A 16,612-nucleotide genomic window follows, 5' to 3' on the forward strand; every position below is an offset into this window, starting at 1 on the left:
TAAAACGACCGCGCGGCATCGACGGGATGCCGCGCGGCGGGATACGAAACGCGCTGAGATTAGCGTGTTCCGCCGGACGTTGCACTAGCGGTTACAAGTGCCGCAAAGCCTTGTCGGGCGGGAGTTCGGCGCAGTTCGCGGGGGCTCGGAACGGAACGCGACGGATCGGGCGAAATGCGCGCAGAAGACGACGTTCGAGTGACACCCCCCGACAGAAAAAAATCGCGGGGCGGCGCGCGGTGCGCGGGCGAAAAATCGGGGATCGAAGCGCAATACGGGCGTGCGGGGCGATGTCGCGACCGACAGGCGGCGGCACAGCGGTGGGGGCGTACCGGAACGCAATCGGGCAGCCGGAACGGCAGGCGGCGCCGCGCGACGGACACGCGCTCAGGAGAAAAGAAAAGGAAGCGGGGGAAAAGACGAAAAACGCGTGCGGCGTACGATCCGCCGCGCGTCGGACGTCAGCGCGAAGCCAGTGCGCGCGTATCGGTGTCGCGGGTGGGGGCGTCGCCGTTGTCGGCCGTCTGCGTCGCGTTGTCGTTCCACACGACACGGTCGTTGACCGCATACAGCCGGCATGCGCCCGCGCCTTGCTTCGCGCAGTTGTCGAGCGCGAGCGCCATCGGATCGTCGCCGCCTTCGGCCCACGACCACGCGCCTTCCGACGACACCGCGAACGCGCGGCTCGGATGCTGGTTCAGGAAGCGGCGATAGCCTTCGCGGCCGGCTTCGTCGACGTACGGCACCGCGTTGACCGCATCGATCGACGCATAGCCGGTGGCCTTCGGCTCGTGCGGGTTCGCGACCGCATAGCGCACCGCGGTCGGCAGGTTCAGTTCGGCGAGGAATGCGTGCACGGCCGGCCACCACACGGGCACGCCGTCGCGATCGACGATCAGCCGGTGCGCGTCGTCCTTGTAGCGGCCGAAATCGATGAACTGCGCCTGCGTGCCATGCGACACGTACGCATCGTGCATCTGCGCGACGAGCGCGGGCGTCCACACCGAATCGTTGTCGCCGTACAGCCACAGCGACCGCACGGCCGTATGCGCGCCGTACTGGTCGAACGCGTCGACGAGGTTGCGCTGCCAGCCGTCGCACAGGTCCTGGCGCAGCCCGCCGGAGAAGTTGATGATGCCGCGCACGCCCGCCGCGGCTTCGGTGCCGTAGGCGACCGACACGAGGCCGCCGTGCGACGTGCCGGCGACGACGATGCGCGACGCATCGACGTACTGCTGGCGCGACATGTAGCGCACCGTCGCGTCGACGTCGGCGGCCTGCGCGAGGCCGTTCTTGCCGACGTTGCAGCCTTCCTGCTGGTACGTGCCGCCCGAACCGGCGAAGCCCTGGCGATTCGGCGCGATCACCGCATAGCCGCGGCGCACGAATTCGCGCGCGAACGCGAGCGGCCGGCTGCGCGGCTGCAGATGGAGATCGCCGGTGTTTTTGCCGTGGTTGAAGACGACGAGCGGGAACGGGCCGGGGCCGTTCGGCTTGAACAGCGTGGCCTCGAGCGTGACGGCGCCCGACGCGTCGGCCGGAATGCGGAGGATCTGTTCGTTGAGGTCGGCGGCAACCTGCGGCAGGTTCGCGTCGGCGTAGTCGAAGTGCTCGGCATGGGCGAGCGAGCCGCTGGTGCCCGCACCCGTATTGGCGCTCGGCAGCGTACCGGCCTGAGCGGCCGACAGCGCACAGGCCGCCATCCATCCCACCAATACCTTGCTGAACGCCATCCGTAAGCCCTGCCATGCAACATGACCAATTCGAGGTCATCGTAGCCCGACAAAATCGGGTTGTGCAATGCGGGAATAACCCGGCGTCTGACACAGCAACTATTTGTCAGCGTTCACTTACTTCGCCGTCGACATAGCGCCAGAAACCGTGCTCGTCGCGCTCGAAACGGCTCGTCTCGTGCAGCCGGTAGGCGCGTCCGCCGACCTTGTAGCGGGCCACGAATTCGACCTCCGCGTGCCGGTCGTCGAGCGGCGCGTGGCGTTTGACCGCGAGGCCCAGCCAGCGCGGCGCGTCCGGCGCGCTGGGGTCGGTGTCGAGATCGGGCGGGCAGGTGCGCGCGGCCCACGTCGCGCGCAGGTAATCGGTCGCGCCGAGCACGTACGCGCTGTACCGCGAACGCATCAATTCGAGTGCGGTCGGCGCGGCCTCGCCGCCGTCGATGAAGCGGCCGCAGCAGGCCGCATAGCGCGGCGCGGACGTCCTGGCGGGCGCGGGGGACGCGCCGCCGCACGGGCACGCGTCAGGTCGGTTCAAAATCATGCGAAATGTGAATTAACAACGCTGGGTTGTCGGCCTCACCAACTGAGCTCGATGCCGTCGTACTGGAAGAACCGGCCGTTCGCCTGAGACACGTCCGAACCGGATTCGGCGATGACGCGACGCATGCCGGTCACACTCGTTTCCGGATCGATCGCGGCCTGCGCGCCGCCCATGTCGGTGCGTACCCAGCCGGGATGCAGCGAAATGCACGCGGCATGGCGCGTCTGCAGCGACGCGATGCGCAGCGCGTCGTTCAGCGCGGCCTTGCTCGCGCGGTACAGCCAGCCGGTCGTGCCGGTCGCCTCGGCGATGCTGCCCATCCGGCTCGATACGACCGCCAGCACGCCGCGCGCATCCTCGACGAGCGGCAGCAGGATCGGCAGCAACTGCATCGGCCCGCGCACGTTCGTATGCATCACCGCGTCGAAATCCTCAGCGGTGATCGTCTCGACGCCTTCGGTGCGCGGCCCGTACACGCCCGACACGAGCACGGCCGCGTCGAGCCGCTCGCCGTCGAGCTTCCAGCCGAGCGCCGCGATCTGCTCGGGCTGCGCGATGTCGAGCGCATGCGCCTGGGCGCCGAGCGCGCGCAGCGCGTCGAGCGACGCGGCGTCGCGCGCGGTGGCGATCACGTTCCAGCCGTCGCGCCGGTATTGCCGGACGAATTCGCGGCCGAGGCCGCGCGATGCACCGACGATCAATACGGTTTTCATGCTCGTCGCTCCTTGGGTTGGCGCCGCCGCGGCAGTGCCGGTGTCAGATCCGTTCGATGCGTGCCGCGCCCGCGCGGCAGTCGCCGCCGGGCGGCCGGCGCGCACCTCACGTTACTGCGCGTCGTCGCACGGCTTCAGCGTGGCGGCGACCGCCTGCGCGACGCCGTCGAGCCGTGCGGCGTCCGCCGCGACCATGTCGTTGTCCGGCGCGTGCTGGCCGCGCGCGGTCAGCGCCGCCACGCAGCGCTTGTAGGTTGCGTCGAGCGCATCGAAGCTCGACACGGACATCCCGAGATTGCGCATCCGGCCGTCGTGCACGCCGTACACGAGCCCGTGCACGGTCAGCGACTGGCCGCGCGCCCACGCGTCGTTGACGATCGTCGTGCGGCACACGTTGACGACCTGTTCGATCGAATTCAGCTCGATCAGGCGGCGATAGCGCGCTTCGCCGACCGGCCATTCGTCGAGCAGCGCCGCGTGGCGCTCGCGCACGTCCTGCACGTGATGCAGCCAGTTGTCCGCGAGGCCGACGCGGCGGTTGTGCAGCGCCGCGTTCACGCCCGAGCAGCCGTAGTGGCCGACGACCATGATGTGCTTCACGCGCAGGATGTCGACCGCGAACTGGATCACCGACAGGCAGTTCAGGTCGCTGTGCACGACGACGTTCGCGATGTTGCGGTGCACGAACACTTCGCCCGGCGGGAGGCCGATGATCTGGTTTGCCGGCACGCGCGAATCCGAGCAGCCGATCCACAGATATTCCGGCGCCTGCTGGTCGGCGAGCCGGGCGAAGAAATCGGGATCGTCGGCGAGCTGGCGCTTGACCCACGCGTCGTTGTTGTCGAACAGATGTGAAAGCGGATTGTCTTGGTTAGTCATCGGGGTGGCTTCCGTTGGCGGAAATCGGGTCGATATCGGATTCGGTGTTGCCGGCGTCAGGCGGCGCGCTGCGCATCGCCTTCGCCGTCGTTGCGGCCCGTCGCGCCGAAGCGCGCGGGGTAGCGCACGCAAAAGCGCAGGGTCGCGTCGTACGGATAAAAATCGGGCAATTCGCCCTGCATCAGCTTGTCCTTGCTCGCCTGCCACAGCGCGGGATCGAAAAAGTCCGCGTGATGCTTCATGAAGACGCTGCGCACGCGCGGGTCGCCGAGCAGGAACGGCCCGTAGGTCTCCGGAAAGATGTCGTGCGGGCCGACGGTATACCACGGTTCGCCGGACAGCTCGTCTTCCTCGTTGCGCGGCGGCGGCACGCGCCGCACGTTGCAGTCGGTCAGGTATTCGATCTCGTCGTAGTCGTAGAACACGACGCGGCCGTGGCGCGTGACGCCGAAGTTCTTGTACAGCATGTCGCCGGGGAAGATGTTGGCCTTCATCAGCTCCTTCACCGCGTTGCCGTATTCCTTCACGCCGTGCTCGACGTCCGCGTCGCTGCCGTTCTGCAGGTACAGGTTGAGCGGCGTCATCCGGCGCTCGATGTACAGGTGCTTGATGACCAGCTTGTCGTCCTCGTATTCGAGCAACGACGGCACTTCCTTCTCGAGTTCGCGCACGAGCGCGTGATCGAGCCGCGCGAGCGGCAGCGCGACGCTCGAATACTCGAGCGTGTCGGCCATCCGCCCGAGGCGGTCGTGGCGTTTCACGAGCTGGTACTTCTCCATGATCTGCGCGCGCGTCGTTTCCTTCGGCGGCGGGAAGTGATCCTTGATGATCTTGAACACGTACGGGAACGACGGCAGCGTGAACACGAGCATCACGAGACCCTTGATCCCGGGCGCGATGATGAAGCGGTCGCTCGAATGCGACAGGTGGTGCAGCAGGTCGCGGTAGAACAGGTTCTTGCCCTGCTTCTGCAGCCCGACCGACGTGTAGATCTCGGCCTTCGGCTTGCCCGGCATGATCGTGCAGAGGAACTCGACGTACGCGGACGGCACGCCCATGTCGACGAGGAAGTACGAATGCGAGAAGCTGAAGATGATCTGCAGCAGGTCGCGGCGCAGCAGCACGGTGTCGAGCGCGAGCAGGCCCGGGCGCACGTGCCGGATCGGCACCGCGAACGGCAGCACGCGGTCGGCGTTGATGATGCGGCCGATGATGTACGCGCTCTTGTTGCGGAAGAACAGCGACGACAGCACGTGGATCTGGAAATTCGGCGCCGCGTCGAAGTGGCCGAATTCGTCGTCGATCGCCTGCATCACGCAGCCGATGTCGCGCGTGAGATCCTCGAACGCCGGCTCGAGCTGGAAGTTCGTGACGATGCGCTCGAGCGTGACCGCGAGCCCGTCGGTGCCCGGATAGTACGCGCGGTAGGTCGGTTTCGCGGCCGGCTCGTCGTTCTCCAGGTACTCGGTCGAGATCGCCGGGCGCACGAAGATGAAATCGTTGCTGAAATACGAGCGGTGCAGGATCTTGCAGCACACCGAATTGAAGAAGGTCTCCGCGCACTCGGGCTGGCGGTGCGACGTGAGCAGGCCGATGTAGTGCAGCTTGATCTGCTGCCACACTTCGTCGTCGATGTTCTCCGCGTCGTATTCGTCTTCCAGCACCTCCACGCATTCCTTCACGCGCTCGTCGTACGACGTGATCCGCTCGCGTGCGAGCCGCTGCAGCCCGTGCCAGTCGCCGCGCTCGAACAGCGTCTTCGCTTCGACGGCCGCTTCGCGGAAGATCCGGTAATGGCGATCGAAGTATTCGAGCATCGTCTGCGCGACGTCGAAACCGATCTGCGACGACAGCAGTTTGGGGAAGTGATTCATTGCGTGCAGGCTCGTTCGGGAGGGGCTGTAAGCACTCGCCATTTTAGCGCCCAAGTCGGCGTTTCAATGACTTTCGGCGGGGCGCGCGAGCGGTCGTCAATCGGCGTGTTGCTCGCCGTTAGGGGCCGTTCGGTGCATCTTCGCGTAAAGATACGGGTACGGAACCGATTCTGACACGAACTTTTTTTGACGGGCCGGCACCCGCCGGGCACGCGTTTTTCGCGACGGCGATAGAATCGACGCACCGCCCGCCGCGCCCGCCGCCGGCGCGCATTCGCACCGATAACGACGAGACACCCCACCGATGAACGCCCTGGAACACCAACTCGACTACCCCTTCGCCGATACGCTGCCCGCCGCGGGCGACACGTTCGAGGTTGCGCCCGGCGTGCGCTGGCTGCGCATGCCGTTGCCGTTCTCGCTCGATCACATCAATCTCTGGCTGCTGCGCGACGAGATCGACGGGCAGGCCGGCTGGACGGTCGTCGATTGCGGGATCGCGTCGGACGCGATCCGCACGCACTGGGAACAGATCTTCGACACGCAGCTCGACGGCCTGCCCGTGCTGCGCGTGCTCGTCACGCACTGCCACCCCGATCACTTCGGCCTCGCGAACTGGCTGTGCGAAGGCGGCGACCAAGGCCGCTGGAACGTGCGGCTGTGGATGACGCTCGGCGAATATATGTTCGGCTGCCTGATGGCGGCCGGCAACGGTTCGAACGCGGGCGGCGCGGCCGCCGCCGATCACTTCGCGCGCCACGGCCTGACCGATCCGGCCGCGCTCGACAAGCTGCGCAACCGCCGCAGCTACTACTCGGACCTCGTGCCGGCCGTGCCGGCGCGCTACCGGCGCCTGCGCGAAGGCGACGCGGTGACGATCGGCGCGCGGACGTGGCGCGTCGTCACCGGTTTCGGCCATTCGCCTGAACATTGCGCGCTCCACAGCGAAGCGGACGGCGTGCTGATTTCCGGTGACATGGTGCTGCCGCGCATCTCGACGAACGTGTCGGTGTTCGACCTCGAGCCGGAAGCGAACCCGCTCGCGCTGTACCTCGAATCGCTCGGCCGTTACGAGACGATGGCGCCCGACACGCTCGTGCTGCCGTCGCACGGCAAGCCGTTCCGCGGCGTGCGCACGCGCATCGCGCAACTGCGCGAACACCACGATGCGCGCCTGGCCGAAGTGCGCGTCGCGTGCGCGGAGCAGCCGATGAGCGCGGCCGACATCGTGCCGATCATGTTCCGCCGCCGCGAGCTCGACATCCACCAGATGACGTTCGCGCTCGGCGAGGCGCTCGCGCACCTGAACCTGCTGTGGCTCGCGGGCGAACTCGTGCGCGAGCAGGGCGACGACGGCGTGCTGCGGTTCCGCACCGCCGGCTGAGCACGCTGCGTCGCCGTCACGCGACGGGTTCGTAGCGCCACCCGTCGCGCTGCCACTGCATCGTGTGCGTCGGTTCGAGCGCCGCGAGAAACGCGGCGTCGTGCGACGCGACCACGATTGCGCCCCGGAAGGCGGCCAGCGCCGCTTCGATCGCGCGCACCGATTCGAGATCGAGGTGATTGGTCGGCTCGTCGAGCAGCAGCAGTTGCGCCGGCGTGCCGCGCCACAACGCGCACGCGAGCGCCGCCTTCAGCCGTTCGCCGCCGCTCAGTTGCCGCGCCGGCTGCGTCGCACGCGTCGCGTCGAGCTGCAGCAGCGCGAGACGGCTGCGCAGGTCGCCTTCGGCGAGCGGCGTATCGAGCAGGCCCAACTGCTCGACGATCGAGCGCTCGGCGTCGAGCAGCGCGAGCCGCTGGTCGAGATACGCGGCGCTCACGTGCGTCGTGCAGGTGCCCGAACGCGGCGCCAGCTCGCCCGCGAGCATTCTCAGCAACGTCGACTTGCCGCAGCCGTTCGGGCCCGTCAGCGCGATGCGCACGGGGCCGCTTGCCGACCACGTGATCGCGTCGGCGTCGCCCGCGACGCGCCACGGCAGTTGCGCGCGTTCGAGCGTGAACAGCTGGCGGCGCGCGCTGACCTCGGTGCCCGGCAGCGATACCAGCACCGGCGCGTCGGCTTCGACGCGCGCGGCCGCTTCCTGCACGCGCGCGTCGAGCATCGCCTTGAAGTCGCTCTGATGACGCCGGACGGTCCCCATGATCGCGCGCGCGGCGCCCTTGCGGCTTTGACGCGCCATCGACGACAGGTTGGCCGTCTTCGCGTCGCGCAGCGACGCGGCCGCGTGACGCTGGATCGTGTCGTGTTCCTGTTCGAGCCGGCGCCGTGCGCGCCCGCGCTCGGTGCGCGCATGGTCGAGCGCCGCGTGCGCGGCGTCCTGTTCCGCGTCGCGCTGCGCGCGGTAGCGCGCATAGTTGCCGCCATATGAACGCGCGCCGTGCGGCGTCAGCTCGACGATGCGTTGCACGCCGGCGAGCAGCGCACGGTCGTGGCTGACGATGACGACGCCGCCGCGCCAGCCGTCGAGCGCCGCGCGCAGCCACGCGCGGCCCGGTGCGTCGAGATGGTTGGTCGGTTCGTCGAGCACGAGCAGGCCGGCGCCGGACAGCAGCGCGCCGATCAGCGCGACGCGCGCGAGCTGGCCGCCGCTCAACGCGTGCGCGGGCATGTCGGCGTGGACGTCGTGCAGGCCAGCCGCGTCGAGCGTCGTGCGCAGCCGCTCCGCGAGATCCCAGCGATCGCCGATCAGCTCGAAGTCGTGCGGCGTTGCGCGCCCGTCCGCGAGACGCGCGAGGGCGCCGAGCGGGGCATCGAGCGCGGTGATCTGCGCGACGGTCCGCGGGGTGGCCATTGCGTCGTCGTCGTGCTGCTGCGCGACGTAGACCACCTGCGCATGCCGCTCGATCGTGCCTGCGCTGGGCGCGCGGCGGCCCGCGATCAGTTGCGCGAGCAGGCTCTTGCCGATGCCGTTGCGGCCGACGATGCCGGTCGGCGTGCGATCGATGGACAGGTCGAGCGAATCGAACAGCGTGACGCCGTCGTCGAAGCGGAAGGAAACGTGATGAAGCGCGACGAGCGCGCCGGTGGGCGTGGCTGCAGCCATAAGCACCTCCAAAAATGCGTGAAGACCTTCGCGCGCGGCGTGCGTGGCACGGGCGGCGAAAACATTTTGGGAAGGCTTAGTTGTTCACTTTGGCTGGCGTCCGGTATGAGGAACAGGCGCGCAGTGTAGCAAGCACGCCGTGCGGGCCGCAAGCGGGCGGCGCGTGCGCCGTCGCTTGCGCGCCACGCACGGTTACTGCACGGCGACCGTCGTGAAGTTCTGTCGTCCGAACGGACTGACGTGATAGCCGCTCACGTTGGTGCGCGTGAGCGCGGCCGCGGTCGGGTAGCCGAGCGGAATCCACAGCGCCTGATCGTGGATGATCTTCTGCGCGCTTTCGTACAGCTTCGCGCGCTTGGCCTGGTCGGCGGTCGCCTTGCCGTCGGCGATCAGCTTGTCGAGCGGCGCATCGCAGAAGCGCGCGAAGTTGATGCCCGACTTCACCGCGTTGCAGCTGAACAGCGGCGACAGGTAGTTGTCCGGATCGCCGTTGTCGCCGGCCCAGCCCATGAACAGCATGTCATGCTGGCCGAGCTTCGCCTGCTTGATCAGCTCGCCCCATTCGATCACCTTGACCTCGGCCTTCACGCCGATCTTCGCGAGGTCGGCCTGCAGCAGTTCGGCGCCGACCTTCGGATTCGGATTCAGCACGCTGCCGGTCGGGCGCGTCCAGATCGTCGTCGAGAAGCCGTTCGGGAAGCCGGCCTGCGCGAGCAGTTGCTTCGCCTTCGCGGGATCGTGCGGGTACGGCGCGATGTCCTTCGCGTAGCTCCACGTGTTCGGCGGATACGGGTTGTTCGCGGCCGTCGCGGTGTTGTCGAACACGACCTTCAGGTAGGTCGCGCGGTCGAACGCGAGGTTCAGCGCCTCGCGTACCTTGTCGTTGTCGAGCGGCTTCTTCTGCGTGTTCAGCGCGACGAACGCGGTCATGAACGCGGGCGTCTGCACGACCTTCAGCGCGCTTTCGCCCTTCGCGGCGAGCACGTCCTGCGGCTTCGGCGACAGCGCGATCTGGCATTCGCCGGCCTTCACCTTCTGCAGGCGCACCGACGGGTCGGGCGTGATCGCATAGATCAGCCGGTCGACCTTCGGCTTCGGGCCCCAGTACGTCGGGTTCGCGTCGTAGCGGATCAGCGCGTCCTTCGTATAGCTCTTCAGCACGAACGGGCCGGTGCCGACCGGCTTCGCGTTCAGGTCGGCCTGCTTGCCGGCCTTCAGCAACTGGTCCGCATATTCGGCCGAGTAGATCGACGCGAAGCCCATCGTCAGGATCGGCACGAAGGTCGCGTTCGGCTCGTTCAGCACGAATTTCACCGTGCTGTCGTCGACCTTCGTGACCGACTTCACGAGCTTCACGAGGCCCATCGACTGCGCGTGCGGGAAGCCGCTCGCGCCGGCGACCTTGTGCCACGGGTTCGCATCGTCGAGCATCCGCGTGAACGTGAACACGACGTCGTCCGCATCGAGCGCGCGGCCCGGCTTGAAATAGTCGGTGGTCTGGAACGCGACGTTCGGGCGCAGGTGGAACGTGTACGTGAGGCCGTCGGCGCTGGCCTCCCATTTGTCCGCGAGCGCGGGCACGACCTTTTTCGCGGCCTCGTCGTAGGACACGAGCGTGTTGAAGATCACGTCGGCCGATGCATTGGTGGTGACGAGCGAGTTGTACTGCACGACGTCGAAGCCGTCCGGGCTCGATTCGGTGCAAACGGTGAGCGGCTTGGCGGCGGCGAGGCCGGGGGCGGCAAGGGCGGCGGCGATGGCGGCCGCGGCGAACAGCTTGACGTGCATAGGATCTCCCACGTGGCTTGTGTTTTTCGCTGGATGATGGAGGCAGGCGCGGCCTGGAAGCGGCAGGGCCGGCGCGGCTGGCGAATAGCATACCGTCAAAGCGCGCGACGCGTGAAAAAAGGCGCCGGAACGCGGCGAATTGGCCGAAAAACGGCTGCGTTCGCGACGGAACGGGTGTTGATGCGGCGAAAGGTGCGGTGGAGGCGGCGGGGTGCGGCGAAGGTGCCGCGGCAGGTGTCGCAAAACCGGCGCGTCGACGCTCCGGCGCAGCGATACGGCCCGGCGCGCGTCGCGCGGGCCGCGTCGGCGGAGCGTCAGTGCGCGCCGGCCTTCGGCTTGCGCGGCGCCTTTTCGAACAGGCGGTCGTACAGCCAGCGCGGCAGCACGTGCAGCACCTTCGCGACGACGCCCATCTGCCACGGAATCACGCGGAACGCGTGCTGCCGGGCGATCGCCTGCGCCGCCCGTGCGGCGAAGCGGTCGGCGTCCATCAGGAACGGCATCCGGTACGGGTTGTGCGCAGTCATCGGCGTGCGAATGTAGCCGGGCGCGATCGTCACGACGCCGACGCCGGCCGGACGCAGCTCGACGCGCAGCGCTTCGAGATACTTGATCGCGGCCGACTTCGACGCGCTGTACGCGCCGGAGCCGGGCAGCCCGCGCACGCCGGCGACGCTCGCGACGCCGACCAGTGTGCCGTGGCGCGCGGCCGTCATCGGGCCGACGAACGGCTCGAACGTCGCGACCATCCCGTAGTAGTTGATGTCCATCACGTCGCGGAACGCCGCGAGATCGCCCTGGCCCGTGACGGCGCCCTGGCTTATGCCTGCGTTCGCGATCACGACGTCCGGGCAGCCGTGCGTCGCGATGAACGACGCGGCGGCCGTCGCGAGCGCATCGGCGTCGCGCACGTCGGCGGAATAGACGGAGATGGACAGCTTCGGGAAACGCCGCGCGAACGCATCGAGTGCATCGGTGCGCCGCGCGACGAGCGCGAGCGTGGCGCCCTGGCGGGCGTATTCCTCGGCCATCGCGAGGCCGAGGCCGCTCGACGCGCCGGTGATGAAGACCTTCAGCGGAGTAGTCATGCCGGCGCGCGGGCGGGGATCAGAGCTTCTTGTCCTGGACCTGCTTCACGAGGAAGTCGAGCACCTGGGCGGTACCCGGGATGCTGTTCGTGTAAGCGGGGCCCGTCTTGTACTTGCCCTGGACGACGACCGTCGGCACGCCGTCGATCGCGTAGTCCTTCAGCAGCTTGGCCGACTGGTTCACCTCGCCCTGCACGCTGAACGAGTTGTACGCGTCCATGAACTTCTTCTTGTCGACGCCCTGCGTGGCCAGGAAGTCGGCCTGCGCCTGCGGCGTCAGCAGGTAGTTCTTCTGCTTGTGGATCGCGTTGAAGATCGCCGGCGTGACCTTCTCGGAGATGCCGAGCGCGGACACCGCGTAGTACAGCTTCGAGTGCGGGACGAAATCGTCACGGAATGCGACCGGCACGCGCTTGAAGTCGATGTTGTTGCCCTGCTTCTTCACCCAGGCCTCGATCGTCGGCTCGAATTCGTAGCAGTGCGGGCAGCCGTACCAGAAGAACTCGATCACCTCGACCTTGCCGGCCGGCGCGGATACCGGCTGCGGCGACTTCATCACCTCGAAGTCCTTGCCGGCGGCCGGCGCGGCCGGCGAAGCCTGCGCGAGGCCGGCGGCCAGGCCCAGGGACAGAAGGAGCGTGCTAAGCAGTTTTTTCATGTTGTGAACGTCGAATCAGTTGCTCGGGTTACGGAACGTAACGGGTTCTGCGTGGGCTCGGCCGGTTGGCTTACTGCTTCGTGAAGCGGATCACCGCCGTGTCGACACCTGCATCGGACAGGCGCTGACGGGCCGAGTTCATATCCTCGAACTTCGAGAACGGGCCGACGCGCACACGGAAATAGGTCACGCCGCTGACGTCGCGCTTCGACACCTTCGATTCGAAGCCCTGGAAGCCGAGGCGCGCGCGCTGCTGCTCGGCATCGCCTTCCGTCTTGTATGCGCCGACCTGCAGGAAGTAGCCGGTGTTCGCGTCGTTCGCGGTCGGCGGCTTCGCTGCCGCTGCGGCCGTGGCCGACGACGTCGGCTTCGGCGTGTTCGCGGCCTGCTGCTGTTGCTGCTGCTTTTGCGCGGCGGCTTGCTGCGCCTGCTTCTGCGCGGCGAAGCGGGCGAGGTCGTCCTCGCCGCCTTGCTGCTGTTGCTGCGCCTGTTGCGTCTTCTTCGGCGGCGGCGTGGTGTCGGCCGGCTTCGGCGCGACGGCGACGCCGTTGCCCGACGACGGAGTGTTCGACGCGGTGGTGTTGCTCGAGCCGGTCGCGCCGTTCGTGTTACCCGACGGCGGCACTTCGACGATCTGCGGCTCGGGCAGCAGGCCGCCCTGGGTCTGGTTCGCGGCCTGGCCCGGCGCCGTGTTCGGCGGGGCGGGCTGCGCGGCTTGCGGCACCGGCTGGCCAGGCGTCTTGCCCTGCAGCGCGCGGTTCGGATCGAACTGCTGCGGCTGGCTTGCGCCGTTGTCGGCCGGCGGCGGCGCGACCTTCGACACGAACGGCGACGGCGAACGCGTGATATAGAGCGCCACCACCACGGCGATCGCGAGGCCGACGATCAGGCCCAGCACGATTCCAAGAAATGTCCCTCCGGCTTGTTTCGATTGCTTCGAAGTTCGGCGTGGTTGTGCCATTGCTTGAGTCACCTGCAAAAAGAATCGTGAAAAGGCCGAGGCAGGCTCTCCTGCGGCGGGCGCTGCCGCGGCCATTCGCTGCCCGGTTCGGGGCCGCGCTTACATCCTTACATCTTGGCGGGTGCGGACACGCCGAGCACCGCCAGGCCGTTCTCGAGCACCTGCCGGGTCGCGGCGAGCAGCGCGGCGCGCGCATTGCGCGGCGCTGCGTCGTCGACCAGCACGCGCTCCGCATTGTAGAACGAGTGGAATTCGCCAGCGAGATCGCGCAGGTAGAACGCGACTGCGTGCGGCGCCAGCTCGTTCGCCGCGTGCGTGAGCATGTCCGGATACTCGGCCAGCTTCTGCATCAGCGATGTCGCCTGCGCGCTCGTCAGTTGCGACAGGTCGGCGCCCGGCAGTTGCGCGACGTCGACGTTGTAGCGCGACTTCAGTTCGTTGAGCACCGAGCAGATCCGCGCATGCGCGTACTGGACGTAATAGACCGGGTTTTCGTCGTTCTGTTTCAGCGCGAGGTCGATGTCGAACACGAACTCGGTATCGGCCTTGCGCGAGATCAGGAAGAAACGCACCGCGTCGCGGCCGCGCGTGATGGTCGCCTCGTCGATCAGGTCGGGGGCCGCTTCCTGGCCCGCCGCCGCGCCGCCCGACCATTCGATCAGGTCGCGCACCGTCACGTAGCTGCCCGCGCGCTTCGAGATCTTCACTTCCTGGCCGTCGCGCATCACCGTGACCATCTTGTGCAGCACGTAGTCGGGATAGCCCTTCGGGATCCCGATGTGCAGCCCCTGCAGGCCGGCGCGCACGCGCGCGATCGTGCCGTGGTGGTCCGAACCCTGGATGTTGATCACCTTCGTGAAGCCGCGCTCCCACTTCGTCACGTGGTACGCGACGTCCGGCACGAAGTACGTGTACGTGCCGTCCGACTTGCGCATCACGCGATCCTTGTCGTCTCCTTCGTCGGTCGTGCGCAGCCACAGCGCGCCGTCCTGCTCGTAGGTCATGCCGGCCTTGACCAGCGCGTCGACCGTCTTCTCGACGCGCCCTTCGCTGTACAGCGACGATTCGAGGTAGTACTGGTCGAATTTCACGCCGAACGCCTGCAGGTCCATGTCCTGCTCGCGACGCAGGTAGGTGACCGCGAACTTGCGGATCGCGTCGAGATCCTCGACGTCGCCCGTGCCCTTGACCGGCTCGCCGTCCGAGGCGGCGACCGTTTCGCCGTTCAGGTAGTCGCGCGCGATGTCGGCGATGTACTCGCCGTTGTACGCGGCTTCCGGCCAGCCCGCGTCGCCCGGCTTCAGGCCGCGCGCGCGCGCCTGCGTCGAGATCGCCAGGTTGCCGATCTGCACGCCCGCGTCGTTGTAGTAGAACTCGCGGTGCACCGCGTAGCCCTGGCTCGCGATCACGTTCGCGAGCACGTCGCCGAGCGCGGCCTGACGGCCGTGGCCGACGTGCAGCGGGCCGGTCGGGTTGGCCGACACGAATTCGAGCAGCACCTGCTTGCCCTTCTCGCGATCCGACGTGCCGAACGCGCGGCCCTGGTCGAACACGGCGGCGATCACGGCCTGCTTCGCGGCGGCCGACAGGCGCAGGTTGATGAAGCCGGGGCCGGCGATCTCGGCGGCTTCGACGAGGCCTTGCGCGGCCGGCTGCGCGGTGAGGGCGGCGACGATCTGCTCGGCGAGCTGGCGCGGGTTCGTGCCGAGCGGCTTCGCGAGCTGCATCGCGACGTTGCACGCGACGTCGCCGTGCGCGGCGACCTTCGGGCGCTCCAGCGTGATGGCCGGGGCGACGAATGCTGCGTCGGCGCCTTTCAGCGCGTGTGCGACCTGCTTGACGCTATCCGCGAGCAGGGCTTCGAGGGTCTGTTTGTGTGCTGGCAGCATGCTGGTAGAAGGCTTCGTTGGTGGCGGCCGGAAACGCCGGCCCGCCGGCACGCTTTTTAAGCGCGCGTTTCAGGGATCGCAGAATTTTAACAGGTGCTAATATGCCGCTCAGGCGGCCCGCGTCCGCGAGGCCGGACGCCGGTCTGCCGGCGTTCCCCAACCGCGCCGCGCAGGCACAACAAGATGAAAAGGGAATTGTCATGATTACGTTCAAGAGCAAGGCGGCACAGGATCTCGACGTGCTGAAGGATTTCGCCGTGTATGTGCTGGGTCTCGTCGGCAAGCAGCTGGGCGAGCGCGGTGTGATTACGCACGACGAACTGGACCACGCGATCGCCAAGCTGGAAGGCGCGGTCGCGCAGGCGAAGCAGGAACGCGCCGAGCACGCCGGCCATTTCCATGAGGACGAAGCCGACCACGCGCACCACGAAGTGCCGCCGAGCCTGGCCCAGCGCGTCGCGCCGTTCCTGACGATGCTGCGCGAAGCGAAGGCCGGCCAGGCCGACGTCCACTGGGGCTTCTGAGCTTCCCTTGCTTGGCGGATCGAAAGGTTCGCCAGACAGGAAAAAGCCCGCTTTCGAGCGGGCTTTTTCTTTTGTCTGATGAAAGTTGCGCTCAGCGGAAGGCGGGCGCGAAATCGGGGCGGCAGCGTGGCACTTGCCTTGACCGAAAGATGAAATTCCTTATAATTCAACGCAAGACTATGTGAAAGCGGGTGCGAAAACATAGCGCCGCCCGGACAACCGGGTCCCACCTGGAGTGGGTATTTCGTCGAAAGACGGAAAGAGAATCCCGCATGCGACGGCTGCCGAAAGGCGGCCGTTGGTTTTTCTACGCCCGGATCTTGCGGCCTTCCAGGCTCGCGCGCAGCAACGTGCGCAACGCGACTTTCCGGGCTTCCCGCTGGCGCCGGTTCAGGCCGCCGTCCAGCATGTAGGCCGACTGTACGCGCAGGATGAGCCGGCGTTTCCTGATCCGGTCCTTCGACACCTCGAAGAACACGGCATACACGCGTTGCGTGCCGTCCGATGCGACCGCCTCCACCGTGACGAAATTGGGTTGCCGTTCATCCGCGACGACGATCCGGCGCGTCGCCAGCCCCACGATCACGCCGCGCAACAGCTCCCGTGACGCGCGATACCGGTCCGCGCAAAGCACGCGTGTCTCGCGGCCGTCGTCGTAGATCTCGCCGTCCGGAATGGTGTCGCGGCTGCGTCCGTCCCATTTGAAGCTGCGTGTGAAGCAGTGACACGAGAACAGGACAAGAACCGTCACATCGAAGCCGGTTTCCAGATCGAAGGCGAAGGTCAATGGACGCAGATGGTCCAGATCCCCGCGCTCGCCGCGGTAAATCGTCGGCGGGAACGGGCTTGCGCTGTCCGCTGGCGTTTCGGTGATCCGGATCTCGAAGGTCGACATGGCGGGAATGATTTAGAGAGAAGGG

Annotated in this window: 14 protein-coding genes; 2 read left to right on the plus strand and 12 right to left on the minus strand. The window is 67.4% G+C overall.

Annotated features, from left to right (window positions below):
• Positions 1–461: 461 nt before the first annotated feature.
• The 5 genes from H0X91_RS07640 to aceK all read right to left on the minus strand — a co-directional run bounded on the left by H0X91_RS07640 (position 462) and on the right by aceK (position 5,740).
• On the minus strand, positions 462–1,733 hold the full coding sequence (locus H0X91_RS07640) for a dienelactone hydrolase family protein (RefSeq protein WP_196432933.1): 1,272 nt from the start codon (positions 1,731–1,733) through the stop codon (positions 462–464).
• Between the two features lie 106 nt (positions 1,734–1,839).
• Positions 1,840–2,274 (minus strand): YchJ family protein, encoded by a 435-nt coding sequence (locus H0X91_RS07645; protein ID WP_006495438.1) that lies wholly within the window; start codon positions 2,272–2,274, stop codon positions 1,840–1,842.
• Between the two features lie 35 nt (positions 2,275–2,309).
• Positions 2,310–2,987, minus strand: coding sequence for an SDR family oxidoreductase (locus H0X91_RS07650; protein WP_006495437.1), 678 nt, complete (start codon positions 2,985–2,987; stop codon positions 2,310–2,312).
• 111 nt (positions 2,988–3,098) lie between these two features.
• Positions 3,099–3,866 (minus strand): carbonate dehydratase, encoded by a 768-nt coding sequence (can, locus tag H0X91_RS07655; protein ID WP_034201307.1) that lies wholly within the window; start codon positions 3,864–3,866, stop codon positions 3,099–3,101.
• A gap of 56 nt (positions 3,867–3,922) precedes the next feature.
• A complete protein-coding gene (gene aceK / locus H0X91_RS07660; RefSeq protein WP_034201308.1) occupies positions 3,923–5,740 on the minus strand; it encodes a bifunctional isocitrate dehydrogenase kinase/phosphatase in 1,818 nt (605 codons plus the stop codon).
• 304 nt (positions 5,741–6,044) lie between these two features.
• Here aceK and H0X91_RS07665 point away from each other — a divergent pair, with 304 nt between their 5' ends.
• Positions 6,045–7,124 carry an MBL fold metallo-hydrolase gene (locus H0X91_RS07665; protein ID WP_062911154.1) on the plus strand — a complete coding sequence of 360 codons (1,080 nt, stop codon included), beginning with the start codon at positions 6,045–6,047 and terminating at the stop codon, positions 7,122–7,124.
• A gap of 16 nt (positions 7,125–7,140) precedes the next feature.
• Here the strand turns inward: H0X91_RS07665 and H0X91_RS07670 are convergent, their stop codons facing one another.
• The 6 genes from H0X91_RS07670 to argS all read right to left on the minus strand — a co-directional run bounded on the left by H0X91_RS07670 (position 7,141) and on the right by argS (position 15,168).
• Entirely contained in the window at positions 7,141–8,784 is a 1,644-nt protein-coding gene (locus H0X91_RS07670) for an ABC-F family ATP-binding cassette domain-containing protein (RefSeq protein WP_062911155.1), read from the minus strand.
• Positions 8,785–8,976: 192 nt separating this feature from the next.
• Positions 8,977–10,572 (minus strand): ABC transporter substrate-binding protein, encoded by a 1,596-nt coding sequence (locus H0X91_RS07675; RefSeq protein WP_060214896.1) that lies wholly within the window; start codon positions 10,570–10,572, stop codon positions 8,977–8,979.
• Between the two features lie 314 nt (positions 10,573–10,886).
• Entirely contained in the window at positions 10,887–11,660 is a 774-nt protein-coding gene (locus H0X91_RS07680) for an SDR family oxidoreductase (RefSeq protein WP_006489097.1), read from the minus strand.
• Between the two features lie 19 nt (positions 11,661–11,679).
• On the minus strand, positions 11,680–12,318 hold the full coding sequence (locus tag H0X91_RS07685) for a thiol:disulfide interchange protein DsbA/DsbL (RefSeq protein WP_034201310.1): 639 nt from the start codon (positions 12,316–12,318) through the stop codon (positions 11,680–11,682).
• Between the two features lie 70 nt (positions 12,319–12,388).
• The gene (locus H0X91_RS07690) at positions 12,389–13,279 is read right to left on the minus strand and encodes an SPOR domain-containing protein (RefSeq protein ID WP_034201311.1); all 891 of its coding nucleotides are present in this window, start codon (positions 13,277–13,279) and stop codon (positions 12,389–12,391) included.
• A gap of 107 nt (positions 13,280–13,386) precedes the next feature.
• Complete coding sequence (gene argS, locus H0X91_RS07695) at positions 13,387–15,168, minus strand: arginine--tRNA ligase (protein WP_006495432.1); 1,782 nt, start codon at positions 15,166–15,168, stop codon at positions 13,387–13,389.
• Between the two features lie 200 nt (positions 15,169–15,368).
• Here argS and H0X91_RS07700 point away from each other — a divergent pair, with 200 nt between their 5' ends.
• Positions 15,369–15,692, plus strand: coding sequence for a DUF1840 domain-containing protein (locus H0X91_RS07700; protein WP_006489103.1), 324 nt, complete (start codon positions 15,369–15,371; stop codon positions 15,690–15,692).
• A 307-nt stretch (positions 15,693–15,999) separates the two neighbouring features.
• On the opposite strand, the gene H0X91_RS07705 is transcribed toward H0X91_RS07700, so the two are convergent.
• Complete coding sequence (locus H0X91_RS07705) at positions 16,000–16,587, minus strand: hypothetical protein (RefSeq protein ID WP_080331734.1); 588 nt, start codon at positions 16,585–16,587, stop codon at positions 16,000–16,002.
• Positions 16,588–16,612: the final 25 nt, after the last annotated feature.

This window comes from Burkholderia sp. 9777_1386 (genome assembly GCF_015712265.1).
Classification (GTDB): domain Bacteria; phylum Pseudomonadota; class Gammaproteobacteria; order Burkholderiales; family Burkholderiaceae; genus Burkholderia; species Burkholderia cenocepacia.

What these genes read in the sequence shown, in the direction of transcription:
- H0X91_RS07675 (WP_060214896.1), bottom strand. Translation starts at nt 10,572, where the DNA reads ATGCACGTCAAGCTGTTCGCCGCGGCCGCCATCGCCGCCGCCCTTGCC.
- H0X91_RS07640 (WP_196432933.1), bottom strand. Translation starts at nt 1,733, where the DNA reads ATGGCGTTCAGCAAGGTATTGGTGGGATGGATGGCGGCCTGTGCGCTG.
- H0X91_RS07705 (WP_080331734.1), bottom strand. Translation starts at nt 16,587, where the DNA reads ATGTCGACCTTCGAGATCCGGATCACCGAAACGCCAGCGGACAGCGCA.
- H0X91_RS07670 (WP_062911155.1), bottom strand. Translation starts at nt 8,784, where the DNA reads ATGGCTGCAGCCACGCCCACCGGCGCGCTCGTCGCGCTTCATCACGTT.
- H0X91_RS07665 (WP_062911154.1), top strand. Translation starts at nt 6,045, where the DNA reads ATGAACGCCCTGGAACACCAACTCGACTACCCCTTCGCCGATACGCTG.
- H0X91_RS07700 (WP_006489103.1), top strand. Translation starts at nt 15,369, where the DNA reads ATGATTACGTTCAAGAGCAAGGCGGCACAGGATCTCGACGTGCTGAAG.
- argS (WP_006495432.1), bottom strand. Translation starts at nt 15,168, where the DNA reads ATGCTGCCAGCACACAAACAGACCCTCGAAGCCCTGCTCGCGGATAGC.
- aceK (WP_034201308.1), bottom strand. Translation starts at nt 5,740, where the DNA reads ATGAATCACTTCCCCAAACTGCTGTCGTCGCAGATCGGTTTCGACGTC.
- can (WP_034201307.1), bottom strand. Translation starts at nt 3,866, where the DNA reads ATGACTAACCAAGACAATCCGCTTTCACATCTGTTCGACAACAACGAC.
- H0X91_RS07645 (WP_006495438.1), bottom strand. Translation starts at nt 2,274, where the DNA reads ATGATTTTGAACCGACCTGACGCGTGCCCGTGCGGCGGCGCGTCCCCC.
- H0X91_RS07650 (WP_006495437.1), bottom strand. Translation starts at nt 2,987, where the DNA reads ATGAAAACCGTATTGATCGTCGGTGCATCGCGCGGCCTCGGCCGCGAA.
- H0X91_RS07685 (WP_034201310.1), bottom strand. Translation starts at nt 12,318, where the DNA reads ATGAAAAAACTGCTTAGCACGCTCCTTCTGTCCCTGGGCCTGGCCGCC.
- H0X91_RS07690 (WP_034201311.1), bottom strand. Translation starts at nt 13,279, where the DNA reads ATGGCACAACCACGCCGAACTTCGAAGCAATCGAAACAAGCCGGAGGG.
- H0X91_RS07680 (WP_006489097.1), bottom strand. Translation starts at nt 11,660, where the DNA reads ATGACTACTCCGCTGAAGGTCTTCATCACCGGCGCGTCGAGCGGCCTC.